Annotated in this window: 28 protein-coding genes; all 28 read left to right on the top strand. The window is 27.3% G+C overall.

Features of this window, described 5'->3' with window-relative positions:
- The first annotated feature begins 28 nt into the window (after positions 1–28).
- Positions 29–952, top strand: a complete 924-nt coding sequence (gene ftsY / locus J2Z76_RS06525) for a signal recognition particle-docking protein FtsY (protein WP_209511204.1) — start codon at positions 29–31, stop codon at positions 950–952.
- A gap of 160 nt (positions 953–1,112) precedes the next feature.
- Complete coding sequence (gene ylxM, locus J2Z76_RS06520; RefSeq protein ID WP_209511203.1) at positions 1,113–1,460, top strand: YlxM family DNA-binding protein; 348 nt, start codon at positions 1,113–1,115, stop codon at positions 1,458–1,460.
- Between the two features lie 8 nt (positions 1,461–1,468).
- The gene (gene ffh, locus J2Z76_RS06515) at positions 1,469–2,827 is read left to right on the top strand and encodes a signal recognition particle protein (RefSeq protein ID WP_209511393.1); all 1,359 of its coding nucleotides are present in this window, start codon (positions 1,469–1,471) and stop codon (positions 2,825–2,827) included.
- Between the two features lie 70 nt (positions 2,828–2,897).
- A complete protein-coding gene (gene rpsP, locus J2Z76_RS06510) occupies positions 2,898–3,161 on the top strand; it encodes a 30S ribosomal protein S16 (protein WP_209511202.1) in 264 nt (87 codons plus the stop codon).
- A 12-nt stretch (positions 3,162–3,173) separates the two neighbouring features.
- Positions 3,174–3,404 carry a KH domain-containing protein gene (locus J2Z76_RS06505; protein ID WP_209511201.1) on the top strand — a complete coding sequence of 77 codons (231 nt, stop codon included), beginning with the start codon at positions 3,174–3,176 and terminating at the stop codon, positions 3,402–3,404.
- A 67-nt stretch (positions 3,405–3,471) separates the two neighbouring features.
- Positions 3,472–3,972, top strand: coding sequence for a ribosome maturation factor RimM (gene rimM / locus J2Z76_RS06500; RefSeq protein WP_209511200.1), 501 nt, complete (start codon positions 3,472–3,474; stop codon positions 3,970–3,972).
- On the top strand, positions 3,969–4,685 hold the full coding sequence (gene trmD / locus J2Z76_RS06495; RefSeq protein WP_209511199.1) for a tRNA (guanosine(37)-N1)-methyltransferase TrmD: 717 nt from the start codon (positions 3,969–3,971) through the stop codon (positions 4,683–4,685). The genes rimM and trmD overlap by 4 nt, the downstream gene beginning before the upstream one ends.
- Before the next feature lie 111 nt (positions 4,686–4,796).
- Positions 4,797–5,144 carry a 50S ribosomal protein L19 gene (rplS, locus tag J2Z76_RS06490; protein ID WP_209511198.1) on the top strand — a complete coding sequence of 116 codons (348 nt, stop codon included), beginning with the start codon at positions 4,797–4,799 and terminating at the stop codon, positions 5,142–5,144.
- Between the two features lie 498 nt (positions 5,145–5,642).
- Positions 5,643–6,494 (top strand): ribosome biogenesis GTPase YlqF, encoded by an 852-nt coding sequence (ylqF, locus tag J2Z76_RS06485; protein WP_209511197.1) that lies wholly within the window; start codon positions 5,643–5,645, stop codon positions 6,492–6,494.
- A gap of 23 nt (positions 6,495–6,517) precedes the next feature.
- A complete protein-coding gene (locus J2Z76_RS06480) occupies positions 6,518–7,144 on the top strand; it encodes a ribonuclease HII (protein ID WP_209511196.1) in 627 nt (208 codons plus the stop codon).
- Positions 7,145–7,596: 452 nt separating this feature from the next.
- Positions 7,597–8,322 carry a LytR/AlgR family response regulator transcription factor gene (locus tag J2Z76_RS06475; RefSeq protein WP_209511195.1) on the top strand — a complete coding sequence of 242 codons (726 nt, stop codon included), beginning with the start codon at positions 7,597–7,599 and terminating at the stop codon, positions 8,320–8,322.
- The gene (locus J2Z76_RS06470) at positions 8,319–9,608 is read left to right on the top strand and encodes a sensor histidine kinase (RefSeq protein WP_209511194.1); all 1,290 of its coding nucleotides are present in this window, start codon (positions 8,319–8,321) and stop codon (positions 9,606–9,608) included. Before J2Z76_RS06475 ends, J2Z76_RS06470 begins: the two co-directional genes overlap by 4 nt.
- 148 nt (positions 9,609–9,756) lie before the next feature.
- On the top strand, positions 9,757–9,903 hold the full coding sequence (locus tag J2Z76_RS06465) for an AgrD family cyclic lactone autoinducer peptide (RefSeq protein ID WP_209511193.1): 147 nt from the start codon (positions 9,757–9,759) through the stop codon (positions 9,901–9,903).
- Positions 9,900–10,484: an accessory gene regulator ArgB-like protein gene (locus J2Z76_RS06460; RefSeq protein WP_209511192.1), complete on the top strand. Its 585-nt coding sequence runs from the start codon at positions 9,900–9,902 to the stop codon at positions 10,482–10,484. Before J2Z76_RS06465 ends, J2Z76_RS06460 begins: the two co-directional genes overlap by 4 nt.
- A gap of 152 nt (positions 10,485–10,636) precedes the next feature.
- A complete protein-coding gene (locus J2Z76_RS06455) occupies positions 10,637–11,956 on the top strand; it encodes a M18 family aminopeptidase (protein ID WP_209511191.1) in 1,320 nt (439 codons plus the stop codon).
- Positions 11,957–12,077: 121 nt separating this feature from the next.
- Positions 12,078–12,428: a YraN family protein gene (locus tag J2Z76_RS06450; protein WP_209511190.1), complete on the top strand. Its 351-nt coding sequence runs from the start codon at positions 12,078–12,080 to the stop codon at positions 12,426–12,428.
- A gap of 139 nt (positions 12,429–12,567) precedes the next feature.
- Positions 12,568–13,881, top strand: coding sequence for a tRNA (N(6)-L-threonylcarbamoyladenosine(37)-C(2))-methylthiotransferase MtaB (gene mtaB / locus J2Z76_RS06445; protein ID WP_209511392.1), 1,314 nt, complete (start codon positions 12,568–12,570; stop codon positions 13,879–13,881).
- 46 nt (positions 13,882–13,927) lie between these two features.
- Positions 13,928–14,269 carry a histidine triad nucleotide-binding protein gene (locus J2Z76_RS06440; RefSeq protein ID WP_209511189.1) on the top strand — a complete coding sequence of 114 codons (342 nt, stop codon included), beginning with the start codon at positions 13,928–13,930 and terminating at the stop codon, positions 14,267–14,269.
- Between the two features lie 103 nt (positions 14,270–14,372).
- Positions 14,373–14,558 carry a 30S ribosomal protein S21 gene (gene rpsU / locus J2Z76_RS06435; protein WP_209511188.1) on the top strand — a complete coding sequence of 62 codons (186 nt, stop codon included), beginning with the start codon at positions 14,373–14,375 and terminating at the stop codon, positions 14,556–14,558.
- Positions 14,559–14,575: 17 nt separating this feature from the next.
- The gene (locus tag J2Z76_RS06430) at positions 14,576–15,019 is read left to right on the top strand and encodes a GatB/YqeY domain-containing protein (RefSeq protein WP_209511187.1); all 444 of its coding nucleotides are present in this window, start codon (positions 14,576–14,578) and stop codon (positions 15,017–15,019) included.
- A gap of 157 nt (positions 15,020–15,176) precedes the next feature.
- A complete protein-coding gene (locus tag J2Z76_RS06425; RefSeq protein ID WP_245210365.1) occupies positions 15,177–15,455 on the top strand; it encodes a YabP/YqfC family sporulation protein in 279 nt (92 codons plus the stop codon).
- A 2-nt stretch (positions 15,456–15,457) separates the two neighbouring features.
- Positions 15,458–16,681 (top strand): sporulation protein YqfD, encoded by a 1,224-nt coding sequence (locus tag J2Z76_RS06420; RefSeq protein ID WP_209511186.1) that lies wholly within the window; start codon positions 15,458–15,460, stop codon positions 16,679–16,681.
- Positions 16,681–17,643: a PhoH family protein gene (locus J2Z76_RS06415; RefSeq protein ID WP_209511185.1), complete on the top strand. Its 963-nt coding sequence runs from the start codon at positions 16,681–16,683 to the stop codon at positions 17,641–17,643. Before J2Z76_RS06420 ends, J2Z76_RS06415 begins: the two co-directional genes overlap by 1 nt.
- Positions 17,643–18,095 (top strand): rRNA maturation RNase YbeY, encoded by a 453-nt coding sequence (ybeY, locus tag J2Z76_RS06410; RefSeq protein ID WP_209511184.1) that lies wholly within the window; start codon positions 17,643–17,645, stop codon positions 18,093–18,095. Before J2Z76_RS06415 ends, ybeY begins: the two co-directional genes overlap by 1 nt.
- A gap of 24 nt (positions 18,096–18,119) precedes the next feature.
- Positions 18,120–19,214: a DUF3048 domain-containing protein gene (locus J2Z76_RS06405; protein WP_209511183.1), complete on the top strand. Its 1,095-nt coding sequence runs from the start codon at positions 18,120–18,122 to the stop codon at positions 19,212–19,214.
- 114 nt (positions 19,215–19,328) lie between these two features.
- Positions 19,329–20,909: an amidohydrolase gene (locus J2Z76_RS06400; RefSeq protein ID WP_209511182.1), complete on the top strand. Its 1,581-nt coding sequence runs from the start codon at positions 19,329–19,331 to the stop codon at positions 20,907–20,909.
- The gene (locus J2Z76_RS06395; protein WP_209511181.1) at positions 20,902–22,161 is read left to right on the top strand and encodes a BTAD domain-containing putative transcriptional regulator; all 1,260 of its coding nucleotides are present in this window, start codon (positions 20,902–20,904) and stop codon (positions 22,159–22,161) included. Before J2Z76_RS06400 ends, J2Z76_RS06395 begins: the two co-directional genes overlap by 8 nt.
- Before the next feature lie 91 nt (positions 22,162–22,252).
- Positions 22,253–22,645, top strand: coding sequence for a cytidine deaminase (gene cdd / locus J2Z76_RS06390; RefSeq protein ID WP_209511180.1), 393 nt, complete (start codon positions 22,253–22,255; stop codon positions 22,643–22,645).
- Positions 22,646–22,713 lie beyond the last annotated feature (68 nt).

Raw genomic sequence — 22,713 nt, 5'->3', positions numbered from 1 at the left:
TTAATTAAAATTAACACTTGGAGGTATCATGGGTACAGAAAAAAAGGGATTCTTCTCTAAATTAAAAGAAGGATTATCAAAGACAAAGAAAAATTTAACCGAACAAATAGAAAACATTATATATTCACATAGAAAAATAGATGATGAATTTTTAGAAGAGTTAGAAGAAATCTTGATAACATCTGATATGGGAGTGGAAACAACTCTTGACATTATCGAATATATAAAGGAGCAAGTAAAGAAAAATAAAATAGAAGATACGGGAGAAATAAAAAATTTAATTAAAACTTATCTTGCAAACATGCTTGAAGAGCATGAAGTAAATGAAGAAGAATCAAATGCGCAAAAAGTAATATTGGTAGTTGGTGTAAATGGTGTAGGAAAAACAACTTCTATAGGTAAAATGGCATATAGACTTAAATCATCAGGTAAAAGTGTAATAGTTGCAGCTGCTGATACATTTAGAGCAGCGGCAGTTGAACAATTAAAAGAATGGTGTACTAGAGCAGATGTTGAAATTATCTCATCTGAAAATGGTTCTGATCCAGCTTCAGTTATTTATGATGCAATACAATCAGCCAAAGCTAGAAAAAGCGATATTTTAATATGTGATACAGCTGGTAGGCTTCATAATAAAGTTAATCTAATGAATGAATTAAGCAAAATGTTTAAAATATTAGATAGAGAATATTCACAGGCCACAATAGATGTTTATCTTGTAATTGATGCAACAACAGGTCAAAATGGTATAATTCAAGCTAAACTTTTTGGAGAGGCTTGTAAAATAAATGGTTTGATATTAACAAAATTGGACGGAACAGCAAAAGGAGGAATTGCATTTCCTATTGTAAAAGAATTAAATATTCCAATTAAATATATTGGAGTAGGTGAACAAATAGATGATTTACAAACATTTGATGCAAAAGAATTTGTAAATGCAATATTTGAATAAATAAGAATCAATGTTATTAACCGTTGGGTACGCATTCCATGCGTACCATTTATTATAATAAATAAAATTATAATAAAAAAATTTGAAAAAACTATTGACAAGTTATAATAAATGCGGTAAAATTCACTGTCAAGCGATATACTTTACAGTGGGTGATTATATGTCAGAGAAAAATTTTATTTTTAGCATACTGTTCGATTACTATAGCGAGTTATTAAAGGACAGTCAGGCTAATATAATTGATTTATATTATAATCAAGACTACAGCCTTTCAGAAATTGCTGAAGAAATGAACATTAGTAGACAAGGAGTGCACGACGCACTTAAGCGAGCTGAAAAAAGCTTGATAGAATATGAAGATAAAATGAAATTACATTATAAATACGATAGATATTATAAGTCAGCAGAAAAGATTATAAAGTTGGCTTCTGGAATAACAGATGAAAAATATAAATATTCAGTAGAAAACATTCAAAAAGAGGCAAGTAAAATAATAAATGAAGGGTAGGCTATTCAATTATGTTTGAAAATTTGTCTGATAAACTTCAAAATACATTAAAAAAACTTAGAGGTAAAGGAAAACTTACAGAAAAAGACATCGATGTAGCAATGAAAGAAGTTAAGATGTCCCTTTTAGAAGCTGATGTTAATTATAAAGTTGTAAAAACATTTATTAATAATGTTAAAGAGCGCTCTCTTGGACATGAAGTTATGGAAAGCTTAACCCCGGGACAGCAAGTTGTAAAAATTGTTCATGATGAGCTCATGAAGATAATGGGTGAAGCAGAAAGCAAGTTAAAATTCAATCCAAATGATATAACATACTTTATGATGTGTGGACTCCAAGGTGCTGGTAAAACTACTGCTACAGGTAAGCTCGCAAAAAAACTAAAAAAAGATGGTAAAAGACCATTGTTAGTTGCTTGTGATATATATAGACCAGCAGCTATCAAACAATTGGAAGTTGTTGGTGCAAGTGTTGATGTTCCAGTATTTGCAATGGGAGATAAAGTAAGTCCGGTTACTATAGCAAAAGAAGCAATGAAACATGCTTTAAAACATGGTAATGATGTTGTAATAATAGATACTGCTGGACGTCTTCATATAGATGATGATTTGATGAATGAACTTGTTCAAATTAAAGAAGAAGTAAAACCAGATGAAATTCTTTTACTTTTAGATGCTATGACAGGTCAAGATGCGGTAAAGGTTGCTGAAACATTTAATAAATATTTAGAGATAACAGGAGTAATACTTACTAAAATAGATGGTGATGCCAGAGGTGGAGCGGCACTTTCAATTAGAAATGTAGTTGATAAACCTATAAAGTTTGTTTCCGTTGGAGAAAAAATGGATCAAATAGAACCTTTTTATCCAGACAGAATGGCATCTAGAATATTAGGAATGGGTGATGTTTTATCAATTATAGAAAAAGCACAAGGTGCATTTGATGAAAAACAAGCTCTAGAATTACAAAAAAAATTAAAAACTCAAGAATTTAATTTAGAAGACTTCTTATCACAATTACAACAAATGAAAAATATGGGTCCTTTAGATGATATCTTAGAAATGATACCAGGTTTAGGTGGCAATAAGAAACTTAAAGGTTTAAAAGTTGACGAAAACGAAATGAAACGTACTGAAGCTATAATACAATCAATGACAAAACGAGAAAGATTAAATCCGACCATAATAAATGGTAGCAGAAGAAAAAGGATAGCCGCAGGAAGTGGTACTTCAGTACAAAAAGTAAATCAGCTTTTAAAACAATATGATGAAATGAAAAAAATGATGAAAAAATTTAGTTCAATGGAAAAAATGGGTAAGAAAAAAGGCGGAATGGGTGGACTTGGTAAATTAGGGTTGCCATTTTAACAAATGCAGATTTAGGAATTTTCCTTTATCATATATAGTTTACTAATATAAATATAAGGAGGTGATATTAATGTCAGTTAAGATAAGATTAAAAAGAATGGGTTCTAAAAAGAAACCTTTTTACAGAATAGTTGTAGCTGATTCTCGTTCTCCAAGAGATGGACGTTTTATAGAAGAAATCGGATATTACAATCCTGTAGTTGAGCCAAAAATAGTTAAAATCAATGATGAAAGTGCTATTAAATGGTTAAACAACGGAGCTAAACCTACAGAAACAGTTGGTATGTTATTTAAAACTAACGGTATTTATGAAAAAAGAGATGAAAATAAATAAGAGGTGATTATAATGGGTGAATTAGTAGAATATATAGCAAAATCACTAGTCGATTATCCAGAACTTGTAACCGTAAATGAAGTTGAAGGCAGTCAATCACTTATAATAGAATTAAAAGTAGCTCCTGACGATATGGGTAAAGTAATAGGAAAGCAAGGCAGAATAGCAAAAGCTATTAGAACAGTTGTTAAAGCCGCTGCTACCAAAGATAATAAAAGAGTAATTGTAGAAATTATTCAATAATAATACCTATTTGGGGGATTAGTATACTAATCCCTATATATTTGCACTAAAATTAACAGAGGTAATTATGAAAGATTATATTAAGGTTGGAAAAATAGTAAACACACATGGTGTTAAAGGTTGTATAAAATGCGTACCATTTACTGATGATTTGGAAAGATTTGATGATCTTGAGTATGTTTATACAGAAAAGGATAATATAAAAAGAAAAATCAAAGAGGTTTGGTATAGAAAAGGAACTGTGTACTTGACTCTTGAAAATATAGAGGATATGAGTACTGCGGAATCCTTTAAAAATTCTTATATATCTATATTTGAAGATCAGTTAAGAGATTTGCCTGAAGATACCTATTACTTATTTGAACTAGAAGGTATGAAGGTATATTCTGATGAGGGTGAATATATAGGCGAAATAAGCGAGATATATCAACCTGGAGCTAATGATGTATATGAAATTAAAAACAATGATAAAACCTATTTAATACCTGCTGTTAAGGAAGTAGTAAAAGAAGTAAATATGAAAGATAGAAAAATTATTATAAATGTTATTGAGGGGCTGTTGGAATGAAATTTGACATTATAACTTTGTTTCCAGAGCTAATTGAGGTTTATGCTAATAATGGAATAATAGGAAGAGCAATTAAGAATAATTATTTTCAATTAGATTATACAAACCTTAGAGATTTTTCTGAAAACAAGCATAATAAGGTTGATGATTATCCATATGGCGGTGGTCCAGGCATGTTAATTAAGCCTGAACCTATGTTTAAAGCTTTGGATGCTGTAAAAATGGACAATTCATATATAATATATTTATCACCGAAAGGCAATTTATTTACACAAAATAAAGCTAGAGAACTTTCTAAAAAAGATCATATTATCCTTATTGCAGGACATTATGAAGGTATAGATCAAAGAATTATTGACAAATATGTTGATGAAGAAATATCTATGGGGGATTATGTTTTAACAAGTGGAGAGCTACCAGTTTTAATGCTTGTAGATGCAGTGAGTAGACTTTTACCAGGTGTACTTGGGTCAGATGAGTCATCAATAGATGAATCTCATAGCAATAGTTTGTTGGAGTATCCCCAATACACTAGACCAGAAAGTTATTTAGATTTAGATGTTCCAGAAATTTTGTTGTCTGGTCATCATAAGAATATTGATGAGTGGCGTCGGTATAAATCAATTGAAATAACAATAGAAAGACGTCCTGATATGATTAAAGATAATGAAGTAATCGAAGAGTTTAAAAAGCTTGAAAAAAAATATAAATAAGTACAAATAATGGTTGTCAGCATAATAACATTTATGCTATAATGCAATAGAGTATACGGTGGTCCTCTGCATTTTGTGATGCAAGAACGCTTTGTGAAAGGAGGTATACAAATGGACTTAATAAAATCAATAGAATTAGAACAAGTTAAAAGTGAACTTACACCTTTTAATGTTGGTGATACTATAAAGGTACACGTTAGAATAAAAGAAGGAAACAGAGAAAGAATTCAGATATTCGAAGGTACAGTTATAAAAAAACAAGGTGGAAGCAATAGAGCAACTTTTACTGTTAGAAAGATTTCTTATGGAATAGGAGTTGAAAGAACATTCCCAATTCACTCTCCAAAGATTGAACAAATTGATGTAGTAAGAAGAGGTAAAGTTAGACGTGCGAGATTGTTCTACTTAAGAGAAAGAACTGGTAAAGCAACTAAAGTTAAAGAATTGAGAACATATTAATTGAGGGCGAACGTCCTCAATTTTTTTGTAAATATCTAACATTTTATCCTTCCTGCTAAAATTTTGGAAATTGTAACTTCAATTCAAAAAACAATGGCACACATACGCTTCGCTAAATGTGCCAAAACTGTTTTTTAAATTTTCGTACAATTTCACAAAATGTGCGCTAGTCAGAATAAAATATTAGATATTTACAGTTATTGAATAGAAAATGTGAGTAGGAAAATGCAAAATTTAATTATTCCTGCTAAAATTTTGGAAATTGTAACTTCAATTTTAAAAACAATGGCACACATACGCTTCGCTAAATGTGCCAAAACTGTTTTTAAAATTTCGTACAATTTCTCAAAATATGCGCTAGTCAGAATAAAATTTCACATTTTCTTACCTGTGAGTACTTCGAGGTTGAATTTCATGAAGTATTAGCTAGTAGGTATAAAATATTAGATATTTATAGTTATTGAATAGAAAATTAAGGAAAGTAAGAAGAGGTAAATTATGAATATAAATTGGTATCCGGGACATATGAAAAAAACTAAGGATTTACTTAAGGAAAATCTTAAACTTGTAAATATAGTTATAGAAGTTATAGATGCTAGGATTCCTATAAGTAGCAAAAATCCAGATTTAGATGAATTGTTCAAAGATAAGAAAAGGCTAATTGTATTAAATAAATATGATTTAGCAGATCCAAATATTAATAAAGAATGGGAAGAATACTATAAAAAACAAGGGTGGTCTGTTGTTTTATACAATTCAACCAATAATAAAGAACTTAGAAAATTAGAGATGGCTATAGAGGATGCTTCTAAAGAAATCGTTGAGAGATATAAAAAAAGAGGTTTGTTGCATAAAACAATTAAAGCTATGATTGCAGGCATTCCAAATGTGGGGAAATCTACGCTTATAAATTCACTGGCAAAAAAGAAAAGCACTAAAACTGGTAATATCCCTGGTATTACAAAAGCAAAACAATGGATACGATTGACTGGTAATATTGAGCTATTAGATACTCCAGGTATTTTATGGCCTAAATTTATAAACGAAGATGGTGCATTGAATCTTGCTTTTTCTGGAGCAATAAGGGATGAGGTTCTTGTTCTTGAAGAAATAGCTTTTAATTTTGTTGAAAGAATGAGAAATATGGGATTAGAAAATTCATTGCTTGTAAGATATGGGGTAGAACCTGGTGAAAGAGTAATTGATACCATTGATAATATTGCTATTAAGAGAGCGTGCGTATATAATAAAACAGAAATAGATTATTTAAAAGTTAGCAGGATGATATTAAAGGATTTTAGAGATGGAAATCTAGGTAGAATGTCATTGGAAAGACCAAAAATGCTATAGATATGAATTAGAAGGGGGACATTATGTTAGAAATTGAACAAGAATTGTGGGACAAGGGTTATGAAAACATAGCTTGTATTGATGAAGTTGGCAGAGGTTGCCTAGCAGGGGATGTAGTTGCATGTGCAATAGTAATGCCCAAGGGTTTATTAATAGAAGGTGTAAATGATTCTAAAAAACTTTCACCAAAAAAAAGAGACAAACTATATGATATAATAATGGAATCTTGTGTAGCTGTAGGAATAGGTAAAATTGATTGTAAAACTATAGATGAAGTTAATATAAAAAATGCAACAAAACTAGCAATGAAATTAGCAATAGAAAATTTAAGAGATAAAGATGGAAAAAAAATAATGCCAGATCACCTTTTGATAGATGCAGAAAAACTCGATTTAGATATTCCTCAATTGAATATAATCAAGGGTGATGAAAAATGTCATGGAATAGCTGCAGCATCAATTATCGCAAAAGTAACAAGAGATAGGCAAATGGAAAAACTAGATAATCAATATCCACAGTACAAATTTGCAAAAAATAAAGGCTATGGTACAAAAGATCATAGGACTGCATTGTTAGAATATGGACCTATTGAAATACATAGGAATACATTTCTCACAAAGATCCTCAATAAAAATATAAAAACAACATAAAATAATTTGTTTTATGTTGTTTTTTTTGCTATTCAAATAGAAAAAATTACCATAATCATACGTTTTTGCAAAAATAATAGTAAAATTTACAAAATCTATTGACTTAGTTTGTTATTGTATTAATATATCAATATAATAATTATACTAGCAAAAAGATAATTTAGTTTTGTTTATTCATTCAGATGACATATAGTGAGCATTAATATACATAAAGGGAAATTATAGAAGATTATATCAAATATAAGAAAAGCATCTTTATTTAATTGGGGGAAAATAAAGATTTAAAGTAATACTAAATTTGATAAATCTTATTAAAGCATGTGTAATTAAAATTATACATGCTTTATTCATGAAGTCTATTAGCACTGAATTAGTATTATAAAAAGTAAACTTGAGAAATATTGTAGAATATTGTATAATGATGGTAATCAAAAGTAGATTGGGGATAATTGATGGATAATTATAAGATTGCTATCTGTGATGATGAAGTTGTATGTTGCAATGAATTATGCGATATTTTGAATGAATATGAAAGATATAACAACTTAATATTTGAAATCAAATGCTATGAGGATGGAAATAAACTTGTATCAGAAAAACTATCTGATTTTGATATGTTTTTTTTAGATATAGAAATGGATTGTATAAATGGAATTGACACAGCAAAGTTTATAATAAGAGAGTGTCCTGATGCTATAATTATGTTTGTAACTGGCTTTGATAATTATATAGATTTTGCATTTGATTTAAAGGTAATGAGATATTTGAACAAGCCTGTTGACAAAGATAGGTTATTTAGGGCATTGGATATTGTAATTATGGATATAAACAAAGAAAAACAATATATTAGTGTTAGAGATTACAGAGGACAGTTGTGTGAAATTAAAATCATTGATATTATTCGTGTATTTATTGATGGCAGAAAAGTATCGTTAGAAACATCAGATAATATTTATGAAACAAATAAAAGTTTTTCTGAAATGGAAAAAATCTTAGAAAATTTTGATTTTGTACATACATACAGAAAAAGACTTGCAAATCTTTTATACGTTTCAGGATTTGAAGATGACAAGTTATTATTAAAAAAGGGTAATCAGGAAATTGAAGAATATATTAACACAAAACTTATTGGGAATGTAAGAAAAGAGTGGATGTTATACGGGAGGAAATTTAGATGAAAATTGCTTATGAATTTTCAATGCTTTGTACTTATATTTTTGAAGCCTTAATTGTAAATTTGTTGTTTGCGGTAGTTTTTATAAAAAAATATGGCAATATTAAGCATTATACTATTTTGTTTTCCAGTTATGGTACAATTACAATAATTCATACTTTTAACAGTACATTACTTAATTTAAGTGCTTTTATTATTTTTACATTTTTTATCTCTTTAATATTGTATGAAGGTAAGTTTAGTAAAAAAGTATATTATACAATGTTTTTAATTTTAATTATGACTGTAACAGAAGTAATTGCACTGTTTATCTTGAAAATATTATTTAAGAATTTAACTCTTTCTATGCAAGAAATAATCATATTGGCTATTATATCTAAAACAATGATGTTTTTATTAGTTAAATCTTTTTGTAATAACTTAAATAAAAATACAAATAAAATACCTGAAGATAAGTTTTTGGCGCTATTGTTAATATCAGCAACTATTGTAACTGTATTATATATGTTTATATCTATAACTTCAAATATTAAAATTGATACAAATAAATCTATAGCAGCATTAATAAGTGCAATAGGGCTTATGTTTTCAAGCATGCTTATTTTTTACATATTTGAACAAAGTATAAAAGAGCAAACAAATTTAAAAGAATTTGCATTATTAAAGCAAAAATCAGAGCTAGATATGAAGCATTATAAAATATTGAAAGAGAACTATGACAATGTTAAAATAATTGAGCATGATATAAAAAAGCATATTAGGTTAATAGATGAGTTTGCTAAAATTGGTAACAACCTTGAAATTATTAAATATATTGAAAATTTCAATGAAGACATGCAGTATTTTTCACTAAAACCAATTAGTAAAAACAAAGCATTAGATATAGTTTTAAATGAAAAGATGCAAATAGCACAAAACAAAGATATTAAATTTACATTTCATATACAAAATGTAAATTTGGAGTTTATTAATGACATTGATATATGCACGATATTTTCTAATATATTAGATAATGCTTTAGAAAGCTGTGAAAAAAGTGAAAACAAAGAAATTATATTAGAAATTTACATGGTTAATGGTAAATTCATAACAATAGAACTTGCAAATAGCTGTTATATAGATCCTGTGATTCAAGATGGTGAACTTATTACAAGTAAATTCAATTTAAGTGATCATGGTTTTGGGATGAAAAGTATAGTAAAAACTGTTAAAAAATATAAAGGTCAAGTATTTTATTTTTATAATAATGAAGAACTTAAGTTTATTACTAATATATCTATACCTGTTTAGATTATTAAAACTTAATTTATATATTATTGTAATAATTTACCATAAAGGGTCGTTTTTACAAAATTTAAGTCAAAAATTACAAATATTATTGACATAAAAATATAACATATTATAATGAACTAAAATAAATTTATTAGGAGGAACAAAAATGAATTTAATTAAAACAAATTTAAAGAAAACGTTAGCAAGAACAATGTATAATGTTGCAGTTAAAAATGCAAATACAACTTCATGTATTATTGCACATCAACCAATAGTGCCTACTGATTTAAAAAAACTTAGCAAGATAAAATGATAAGCTCGTTAAGTCAAAGCATATTAAATGGTTTTATAGAACAAAGAATTATAAGTGAAGAAGATAGAAATATCTATGAATATGGTATAGAAATTGCTATTTCTTATTTATTAAACTTTCTCACAATGATTACAATCAGTTTTTTTATGAATATGTTAATAGAATGTATTGTTTTTCTTATAATATTTGTTCCGTTAAAAGGTTATACGGGGGGGTATCATGCTCCAAACTACATAATATGCTTTGTGATTTCTTGTTTAACTGTGACAGCAGTATTATTTGCAACTAAGTATACTTCAATGCAAATAAACCAGTTTATTCTACTTTTAACTATGATAATGGCTGGAGTATCTATATATATATTAGGACCAATTGAAGACAAAAATAAGCCTTTAACAAAAAATGAATATGTTCATTTTAGGGCAAAAATAAAAATTATTTTAATAATAGAATTTATTTTAGCAATAATTATGAATATTGTTGGCTTACATAGGATTTTATTTATATTTTGTTCTAGCTTTGTTATAACACTTGGGTTAAGTTTAATTGGGTATATAAAAAATAGAATAAATGAATTTTAGTGCAACACAAATAAGTAGAGATGATACATCATCTCTACTTATTTGTGTTATTCTAGAATTTTCATATCAATTTATTAGAATTTTATTATATTTACAAAGATATAAATAAAGTTTATAATAATTGTATTCAATTTCACTTCATGGAGGTTAAAATGTATAAGGAAATATCAAAAGAATTATTAAATTTCATAGAGAAAAGCCCTAGTTGCTTTCATGCTATTAACACAATAAAAGAACAATTAGATGAAAATGGTTTTATAGAACTATTTGAAAGTAAAAAATGGCATCTTGAAAAAGGAAAAAAGTATTATGTAACCCGTAATTTATCTTCAATAATTGCGTTTAAAGTAGGTGAAAACTTAGATAATTACAGTTACAATATTATAGCGTCTCACAGTGATTCTCCTACTTTTAAAATTAAAGAAAATTATGAAATTCAATCAAAAAACAAATACATACAATTAAATACTGAGAAATATGGAGGGATGATTTATTCAACTTGGTTTGACCGTCCACTTTCAGTAGCAGGTAGAGTAATTATTGGAAAAGGTGATGAGTTAAGTACAAAATTAGTCAAAGTAGATAGGGATTTAGTGCTAATACCAAATGTTGCAATTCACATGAATAAGGAAGTAAATACTGGAAAGAAATACAATGAACAAGTTGACTTGTTACCATTGTTTGGGTTGTGTGATGATGAAAAGGATAAATTTACAGATATAATTGCAGAATCAGCTTGTGTAGAAAAAGAAAATATTATAGCATCAGATTTATTTTTGTATAATCGTATGAAACCATCTATTTGGGGAAGTAAAAATGAATTTATATCTTCACCTAAATTAGATGATTTACAATGTGCATTTTCTTCATTAAAAGCATTTATAGATGGCTTTAATTCTAAATCAATTGATGTTTATTGTTGCTTTGACAATGAAGAAGTTGGCAGTTCAACAAAGCAAGGTGCTGCATCTACGTTTTTAGAAGATACATTGAGCAGAATAAGTGAAAAATTAGGAAAAACAAAAGAAGAATATCTTTGTGCATTATCTTCATCTTTGCTTTTATCTGCTGATAATGCACATGCGGTTCACCCTAATCATCAAGAATTAAGCGACCCAACTAATCGTGTTTATATGAATGAAGGAATAGTTATAAAATATAATTCTAATCAAAAATATACTACAGATGCTTTAAGTGCTGCGCTAATTAAATCATATTGTAAAAAAGCAGATGTTCCATATCAGTCATACACAAATCGTTCTGATATGCCTGGAGGTAGTACGTTAGGAAATATAGCTTCGACTAAAGTTAGTATATGTATGGTTGATATAGGTTTAGCACAATTATCAATGCATTCTTCTTATGAAACTGCTGGAATTAAAGATACATATAATATGATTAAGGTTATGAAAGAATTTTATAATTCGCATATAGAAAAAGGTGAATATGAAATTCTAAATATAACTAAATAAATATAAATTTAGTAGAGTAAGTTTGAAGAATTGATATCTCAGAATTAATAAAAATTAATAGTAAAATGCAAATTGACATATTTAAATGGCAGGTATAATAACAAATACAGGAGTATTAGCCATGTATAAAGATAATAAAGGTTATCAATATGAAGAAATTGCAAAACGATATTTACTTAAAAATAACTACAAGATTTTAGAGCAAAACTTTACTAGCAAATTTGGAGAAATTGATATTATTGCATTAAAAGATGGAATAATTTCTTTTATTGAAGTTAAAGGAAGAAAAAATATTAAGTACGGTTTACCTAGAGAAGCAGTAACCATAAGTAAACAAAAAAAAATCATATCCTGTGCTAAGTTTTTTCTGTTACAGAGAAAATATTCTGATATACAGTGTCAATTTGATGTAATAGAAATTATTTTAGATGATAAAGTAATAGAACACATCGAAGATGCATTTTGCACATGAAAATTTTCTTTGATAAACTATAAGATATATGTTATTATTTATCTAATTGTAATTTTATTTGATTTTTAGAGGAGAAATTAATTTGGATAAATATAATATAGATAATAAATGTAATATAAATGATAAAAAAAAAGAAACAATGCACACTGTGTCATTTACTACACTTGGATGTAAGGTTAATCAATTTGAAACTGAAGCTATGACAGAACTTTTGGAAAAAGAAGGATTTAAGGTAGTTGCACAACAAGAAAAAAGCGATATATATATAATTAACACATGTGCTGTAACAAAAGAAAGTGAAAGAAAATCAAGGCAGTTTATAAATAAGGCCAAAAGATTTAACAAGGATGCACTAGTTGTTGCAGTAGGTTGTAGTGTTCAGTTAAATAGTGATAAAATAAATAAAGAAACTAATGTGGATATAGTTATTGGTACTAAGCATAAGGGTGATATAGCTAAGCTTATTAAGCAAAAACTAATTAATAGAAATAGTAACATTAATAATATATCTTGTATTGATAAATTTGAGGGTAAAGAAGATTTTGAAGAATTAAAAATTAGCACAGTTCATGATAAAACGAGAGCAAATATAAAAATACAAGATGGTTGCAGTCAATTTTGCTCATATTGTATTATACCTTATGTAAGAGGACCAATAAGGAGTAGAAATTTTGAAGATATAATTGATGAAGTAAAAAATATTGTAAGTAATGGATATAAGGAAATAGTGTTAAATGGAATTCATATTTCATCTTATGGTGCTGAAAATAAGGAAAAAGATTCTTTGTTAAAATTAATAGAAGAAATAAATGACATAAGCGGAATAGAAAGAATTAGGTTAGGATCATTAGAGCCAAATATAATAACAGATGATTTTGCTTGTAAAATTTCTAAATTAGATAAAGTTTGTCATCATTTTCACTTGTCATTGCAAAGCGGTAGTGATGATGTATTAAGTAGAATGAATAGAAAATATACTTCAACTCAATATTTAAATAATGTTGAAATTATTAGAAAGTATATGCCAGACAGTGGCATTACAACTGATATAATAGTTGGTTTTCCTGGTGAAACAGATGAAGAGTTTAAACAAACTTATGAATTTGTTAAAAAAATTGAGTTTTCTAGAATTCATGTTTTTAAATATTCAATTAGAGAAGGCACAAAAGCCGCTGATATGAAGGAACAAATAGATGATAAAATTAAATCTTCTAGAAGTAAGCAATTAATAGAGTTAGGTGATATAACTGCAAATAAATTTATGCAAAAATTCGTAGGTAGAAATTTGTCAGTTTTAGTAGAAAATCAAAATGACAATTTTTTTGAAGGATATACAACAAATTACTTGAAAGTTTTGATAAAAAGTGATAATAATATTAAGAATAAAATAGTTAATGTAATAATTGATAAAGTAAGTAACGATTATTTAGAAAGTGAATACAATGAGGTTTAGGAAAGTAATTTTTTAAAAAAACTAAAGATAAATAGGGGGTGATTAAATGGATTGTATATTTTGTAAAATAGCTAATAAAGAGATACCATCACAAGTCGTGTTTGAAAATAAAAACATACTAGCTTTTAAAGATTTAAATCCGCAAGCACCAGTACATATACTGGTAATACCTAAAAATCATATTCCATCAATAAATGAAATTAATAGTAAAAATAGTTCTATTGTTGCAGAAATTTTCCAAGCAATTAATCAAATTGTTGAACAGGAAAATATTAAAGAGTCAGGATATAGAGTAATTAGCAATTGTGGAGAGGATGGCTGTCAATCAGTTCAACATTTACATTTCCATATTCTTGGTGGAAAAAAATTGTCAGAAACTTTATCATAAAACAGTTGCATTTAATTATTCTATGTTATATAATAAATAAGTGCTATTTTAAACTCGCTGGTGTCTTGGACATACAGTAGTAGATACGAGGGGAGGGTAGCAAATGACAGAGGTAAAAGTTAGAGAAAACGAGTCGATAGATAACGCTCTTAGAAGATTTAAAAGACAATGTGCACTTACAGGTGTTATGTCTGAAGTAAGAAAAAGAGAGCATTATGAAAAACCAAGTGTGAAGCGTAAAAAGAAAGCTGAAGCAGCTCGTAGAAAGAAAACTAAAAAAGCGAGATAAGAATAAGAGGTGAAAGTATGCCTTTACAACAGAAGCTCATGGATGATTTAAAAGATTCTATGAAATCTAAAAACAAGGTCAAAAAAAATGTTGTGACCATGGTTAGAGCAGCTATTAAACAAAGAGAAGTAGATGAAAGAATTGAACTGGATGATACGGATATAATTGATATAATAGCTAAGCAAATCAAACAAAAAAAGGACTCAATACAAGACTTTGAAAAAGGCAATAGACAAGATCTAATTGATCTTACTAATGAAGAAATTAAAATACTTTTAGATTATTTACCGCCACAACTGTCAGATGCAGATCTTGAATCAATTGTGAAAGATGCAATTGAACAAAGTGGCGCTCAGACTAAAAAAGATCTGGGTAAGCTTATGGCTCTCATTATGCCAAAAGTAAAAGGCAAAGCAGACGGTAAGCAAGTAAATCAAATCGTAGCAAAATATTTGCATTAGCTTAAAAGCCCTGATAACTCAGGGTTTTTTTTGATTAAGTTCATAAACATTACAATATAAAAATATGCATATCATAGTATTAATAGTATATGCATATTTTTATATTATAAGGAAATATATTTAGTGTGCAAAAAATCTCAATTGAGGGGGTGCTTCATTGAAATTTAATAATTTAAGAAGCAAGCTAGCTGATGATTTAGAAATTCCAAATAATGTTGTTTCTGATAACTTTGATATGAGAATACAAGGAAATAAAAAAGTAATAATTGAAAATCATTTAGGACTAACAGTTTATGAAAAAGACATGGTAGGAGTTAAAACAAAAGAACAAATTATTATGATTAAAGGTTCTAAGTTTAAAATAGAAGAAATAAATGATTTTAAAGTAATTATTAAAGGGTTAGTAGAAGAAATAAAAATAAATTCAAAGGAGTAGGTATGATAACATTTAAGTTATGGAATTTAATTAGAGGATATGTAATAATTAATATTACAGACACTAATTACGAAAAAACTATAAATGTACTTCAGAGAAACAAAATAAATCTTTGGGATATAGAAAAAAATGATAATGGTGTTAGTTTTAAAATTTCTAATGATGATTATAAAAAATACTATAAAATTATAAGGGATATTAAATTAGAACCTACAAAAAAAACTGGATTATCATTTAAACTAAAAAAACTAGAATTGCGTAAAGGTTTTATAATTGGTATAATTGTACTTATAATATCTTTTTTTATGTTTTCTAACTTAGTTTGGAATATCGAAGTTGTTGGAACAAATCAGATAGTTTCTAGAAATATCAAAGATACATTAAGTAAAAATGGAATAAAAATGCCTTCAACTATAAGTAATTTAAATGAAAAACATATAGAAACACTACTTCACAAAGAATTTGCAAGTTTTAAGTTCGTGGAAGCATATGTAGAGGGTTCAAAACTAATTATTTTTGTAAAAGAAAAAGAACTAGAATCATCTGTTATAAAAGAAAATACACCATCAAGTATTATATCTACAAAAAATGCTATAATAAATAAAGCAATTGTGAAAAATGGTCAGCTTGTAGTACGTGTTGGAGATGTAGTTTATAAAGGGCAAACTCTAGTTATGGGTATAGTAAAAAATAAAAACTCTGATGATTTTATGATGGTTCCGTCAGAGGGTACTATTTATGGAAAAACTTATTATAATTTTGAAATAAAAGAAGAAAAAATTAGAAACATTACAAAATCCACTGATAATACTAAAAATATATATTATATTAAACTAAGTGATAAAAAACATAAAATAATAGGTGACATAAAGCCATTTAAAAACTATAATTATAGTGAGAGGGCAATTAAAATTCCAATATTGTCAAATATAACTGGTATTTCGTTTGTAAAAGGTAAGTTTTTTGAAGAGAAAATAAGTCAAATTGAAATAGATGAAAATTCAGCTAAAAACAAAATGAAAATAAATTTATATGATAATTTAATAAAAATGTGTGGAAAAGATGCAAAAACATTAAGTACATCTTTCAATTATCAAAAAGATGAAAAATATTACTATTTAAATGCGCAAATTGAAGTCATAGAAGATATAGGGGAAAGTATAAAAATATACCCTATTGAAGAAAATGAAGAAATGGACAATAATGCAGAAATCAAGGAGGATTAATGGATAACTTTGAAGAAAGGGTGCTAATAAAAAGCCAAGAAAATGTTAGTAAAATTCTTGGAACACATGATAAGAACTTAAAGACAATAAAAAGTTACTTTGATGTAAATATACTTATTAGGAACGATGAAATTAAAATTACAGGTGATAAAACATCATCTCAGGTAGTTGGTAAAATCTTAAAAGATATTATGGATATTTTAGATTCTGAAGGTGAAATAAGTGAACAGAAAATTGTTTATTTAATTGAAGCTAACAGAGAAAAAAATAATATAAATTTTAATGATATATTAAAGGATATTGTAGTTACAACTTTTTCAGGTAGAGTGATTAAGCCTAAAACTATGGGACAGAAAAGATATATGGATATAATAGCGACAAAAGATATTTCCTTTGGTATAGGACCCGCCGGAACAGGGAAAACATATTTAGCGGTTGCAGCTGCAGTAAATGCATTAAGGAAAAAAGAAGTAGAAAGAATTATACTAACTAGGCCAGCTGTAGAAGCGGGAGAGAAATTAGGATTTTTACCAGGAGATTTACAAGATAAAGTTGACCCGTATCTCAGGCCTTTATATGATGCCTTGTTTGATATTATGGGTATGGATAATTTCCTTAAAAATGTTGAAAAGCAAGTGATAGAGGTAGCGCCATTAGCTTATATGAGAGGAAGGACTATTGATTCGTCTTTTATAATACTTGATGAGGCACAAAATACAACTAATGAACAGATGAAAATGTTTTTGACTAGACTTGGTTATGGTTCTAGGGCTGTTATAACAGGAGATATAACACAAATAGACTTACCTGATGGCAAAAAGTCAGGTCTTAAATCTGTTATAAATATATTGAAAAACGTTGAAGGAATTGGATTTATGTTTTTCGACACATCTGACGTAGTAAGACATAAATTAGTCCAAGATATAATAAAAGCATATGAAAAATATGAGGTGAAAAAATAATGATAGAAGTATTGTTTGATAATAGACAAGACTTTATGGAAATAAAAGAAGAGAACATGAAAGCTGTAGAAAAAGCCATAAATGCTACTATTGAGTTTGAACAAGCTGAAGGAAACTTTGAAGTAAGTGTATCTTTTGTAACTAATGAAGAAATTAAAGAACTCAATAGAATTTATAGAAATGTAGATAGTGACACAGATGTATTATCATTTCCCATGGATGATGAAGAGGATCAAGAGGGTGTTATAATGTTAGGAGATGTAATACTATCTACACAAAAAATAATAGAACAAGCTAAAAATTTTGGACATAGTCTTGAACGAGAAATGATTTATCTTACAGTTCATAGCATGCTACATTTGCTTGGTTACGACCATATGATGGAAGATGAAAAAGAAGAAATGAGGGATAGGGAAAAAGAAGTTATGAAATCCCTTCAGTTATTTAAATAAAATAAAATAATGAAGGAGTACAACATGAAAAATAAAATACTAATTACTATATTGTTATTGTTTGTTATTGCAATTACAGTATCCTGTAAAAAAAATGATAGTGAAGTTTCAAAAGAAGAAAATATAATTATTGAACAACAAAATAAATTAGATTTAGAAAAAACAGAAACTCAAGAAAACAAAAGTGAAGAAACAAATTTAGAAGATGATGTTAATAAAGTAATTTCACCATTAGATGGATTAAAATATTACGAGGAACAGTTACAACGAAGACCAGTAGTAATTTCTATTGATAATCATCCAGATGCTAGATGGCAAGCAGGATTGAACCAAGCAGAAATAATATATGAGTGTGAAGTTGAATTTCCGTATACTAGATATCTTTGTGTTTTCCTTGCATGCGAGCCAGAACGAGTTGGACCTGTTAGAAGTGCCAGACCGTATTTAGTTAATTATGCTCTTGAAAATGATGGAATATTTGTACATGTTGGTGGAAGCCAAGATGCATTTAATGAAATTTACAGACTATCAGTAGCAGATGTTGATGGCCTTTACAGTGGTGCTATGTGGAGATACTACGATACAGGTAAATTTGCTCCACACAATATGTATACTGTGTTAAAATCTATTAGAGATGAAGCAGAAATGCGTGGTTATAGAATTAATTCTCAATTTGAAGGATATAAATTTAATGACAAATCATTTAATATTTCTGAAAAATATAAAAATGTAAGTAAAGCTGCAAAAATTTGTATTAGTTATAATAAATTCAATACTACTGATTATATGTATGATACTGAAAATAGTTTATATCAAAGATATAAAGATGGAGAAAAACATATTGATGAGCTTGATGGTAAACAATTATCAGCAAAAAATATAATGCTTTTAGAAACAACAAAAGAGGTTCTTGATAATGAGGGTCGCTTATTTATAGAAACAGTAGGAAGTGGAGAAGGAATTTACATAACAAACGGCGAAGCAGTTGAAATTACATGGAATAAGAAATCGGAAAAAAGCAGGACGAATTTTTACATAGGTCAGGATGAATTAGTATTGAATCCAGGAAATACTTGGATACAAGTATTAAGTAATATAAATTTAGTGAATATAGAATGACAAAGCAATAAATGGGACATAAATTAAAATTATGTTCCATTTATTGTTTTATTTTATTGACAATTATGATACACTTAAATAAATTCAAACATATCATATCAGGCGGTGAATTATATGGAAAAAAAAGATATTTCAATAATTTTTTATAACTCAAAAATATATACAATGGAAAATGAAATTTTTAATTGGATAGCTATAAAAGATGGAAAAATATATAAAACTGGCTACGAAAATGAATACGTTTCGTTATTAAAACGTTCTAAAATGAGTATTGACTTACATAACAAAATAATTATTCCAGGATTTTATGATTGTCATGTTCATTTGGTTCAAACAGGAATAAGTATGATTTTAGGTGTCGATTTAAGTAATGAAACAAATATAAGTGATGTTCTTGAAAAAATAAAAAACAAGGCTGATAATACAGAAGAAGGACAGCTAATTCAGGGGATTCATTACAATATAAGCAATATAAAAGAAAACAGATTTCCTACAAGAAAAGAACTAGATAAAATAGCACCAGAAAATCCAGTATGGATAAATAGCATAGAATTTCATACTAGTGCTTTGAATTCAGTAGCATTGTTACAGATGAATATGCCATATGATATTGAAGGTGTTCCAAGAGATGAAAATAATATACCTTTAGGTATATTAACTGGAAAAGCAAGTGCATTTGTAAAAAATAGAATTTCAAATAAATTTGATGATAAACTAAGAGGTAAAGCTGTAAAAAGAGCCTTAGATGTTGCAAAATCAAAAGGTGTAACTACATTACATGCCATGGAAGGTGGATATAAATTTAGCAAACTTGATGCAGAATATGTAAAGAATAATAAAAATAAGTTTGAACAAGATATAATTTTATATTATCAATCAATTGATATAAACAATGCAATAGAAAATAATTTAAAACGCTTAGGTGGTGATGTTTTTATTGATGGTTCTTTTGCATCTAAAACAGCTGCAATAAAAAAGCCATATAAAAAAGATAATAATAATTATGGAAATTTATATTATAGTCAAAATGAATTAAATAATTTTGCTGCAGAAGCTCAAAAAAACAACATACAAATAACTTTACATGCTATAGGAGACCGAGCAATAGATCAAGTTCTAACAGCTTATGAATATGCTGCTGAAACTGTTGGAGGAATTAATCTTAGAAATAGAATTGAGCATTTTGAACTTGCATCTGATGAACATATAACAAGATGTAAAAATTTAAATATTATACCTTCAATGCAGCCTGTTTTTGAATATGTATGGGGTGGAAAAGGAGGTTTGTATGAGAAAAGTCTCAGTAAGTCTTATTATTCAAATTCTAATAGATTTAGAAAAATAATAGATGAAGGAGTTATGATAATAGGAGGCTCAGACAGCGATGTATGTGAAATAAATCCAATTTTAGGTATTTATAGTGCTGTAAACCATCCAAAACAAAAAAGTTCAATATCAACATTTGAAGCTGTTCAAATGTATACCTCAAATGCTGCTTATGCATCAAATGAAGAAAATGTCAAAGGAACTATAAAAAATGGGAAAATAGCAGATTTAGTAGTACTTGATAAGGATATATTTGAAATAAATAAAGAAGATATAAAAGATGTTAATGTATGGATGACTATAAAGGAGGGTAATATAATATATAGCTGTGATGAATATTGTAGTTCAGAGGTGATGGACGTTGAATAATCTTAAAGTTAAAATGCTGGGAAAAATTAATATTACTTTTAATGGAGAAGAAATAACAAATTTATTTAGCAGTAAATCCATAGGATTAATATGTTTTCTAACATCAAACAAAGGTATGAAACAAAATAGAACTAAAATAGTAAACTTGTTATGGTCAAATAGCGAAGATAGTTCAGCAAAGTATAATTTGAGATACAATTTATGGTCCATAAACAAAATATTTAAAAACTACAATGTTGATAAGTTTATTATATCAGAAAACAATGAAATATATATAAATAGTTGCATTGAACAAACTACTGATATAGAATTACTAATTAATATAAATGAAAATATAAAAAACAAATCATTTGATATAGATGATTTGTTAACAATACGCAACAATCATTCAGAAAGTTTTTTAGATGGATTTTATATAAAAGACTGTCTAGAATTTAATGATTGGATATACAATAATAGAGAAGAATTCCAAAAAATGTATTCAGATGTTTTAAGAACCCTTATACAATATTATAAAGGTGATAAAAAATATAATAATTGTATTAAAATTATTAAGCAACTATTATTGTTAAATCCATATAACGAAGAGCTATATATACAGTTAATTAAACAATATCTAAATATTAATGATAAAATAAACGCATTATTATATTATAATAAATGTGTAAATGTATTTAGAGAAGAACTAAATATTACACCTACTGATGATTTATTAAAATGGGAAAATATAATAAAAAGTGCTAATATATATAAAAATATTCCAAGGCAAAAAGCTAAGTTATATTTACTAGAGGAATATGAAATTAGCAAAGATGAAAAACAGAATTTCAATGAAATATTAATAAATTGTTGTCCTGATAGATTACAATATAGTTTTTTAGTTGAATTATCAAATAAATTATTAGCACAATATTCTAAACAAAATATAGACTTAATAAATACTAACCTTTGGCAAGATATATCTCAAATCAATCCGTTATTATATAAAAATAAACATATGAATTTCTTAAATGAAGACATATTTAAGATAAGGCTATTTAATTCATTTTCTGAAATATTAAGAATTTTAAATGAAGTTTCGACATTGAAAATTGTAATAAACAAATTTAATTTTATAGATAAAATATCCTTTGAATTTCTTAAATATATGCTATTTTATGATAAATTTAGCGGTCAGATATATATTGTAAATAGTTCTGAATGTTCAGAAATAATTGAAATAGAAAAATATTTTACGTTAATTAAACCTTAAACAATTTACTGATTTTGGGAAATAATGATATATATATATATCATTATATGATATAATAAATACAAGTAATTTCAAGGTAGGTGTATTAGAAATGGAAGATAAATTATTAATTAAAATTGCAATGGAAGCGCGAGAAAAATCATATAGTCCATATTCGAATTTTAAAGTAGGTGCGGCTGTATACACTAGAAGTGGGAAAATTTTTACTGGATGTAATATAGAATCAGCATCATATTCCCCAACTATTTGTGCTGAACGTGTAGCAATATCTAAATGCATTTCAGAAGGATATAAAGACATAGAGAAAATTGCGGTTGTAGGAAGCGATAAAAGCATATCATTTCCATGTGGAGTATGTAGGCAGTTTATACTTGAATTTGGAAAGGATATAAAAATATTATGTGCAAAAAACATTGATTCTTATAAAACTTATACAATTTCAGAGCTTATGCCAAATGGATTTGGACCAGAAGATTTAGAATAAATACAATATTGTGGGAGTCCTTGTGGGATGTCCTTAAAATAAATTACAGAAGATTAGAGAGGAATTAA

Source organism: Sedimentibacter acidaminivorans (genome assembly GCF_017873955.1).
GTDB lineage: Bacteria > Bacillota > Clostridia > Tissierellales > Sedimentibacteraceae > Sedimentibacter > Sedimentibacter acidaminivorans.
The sequence above is the reverse complement of the archived record's forward strand: the minus strand, read 5'-3'. Positions and strand labels throughout refer to the sequence as shown.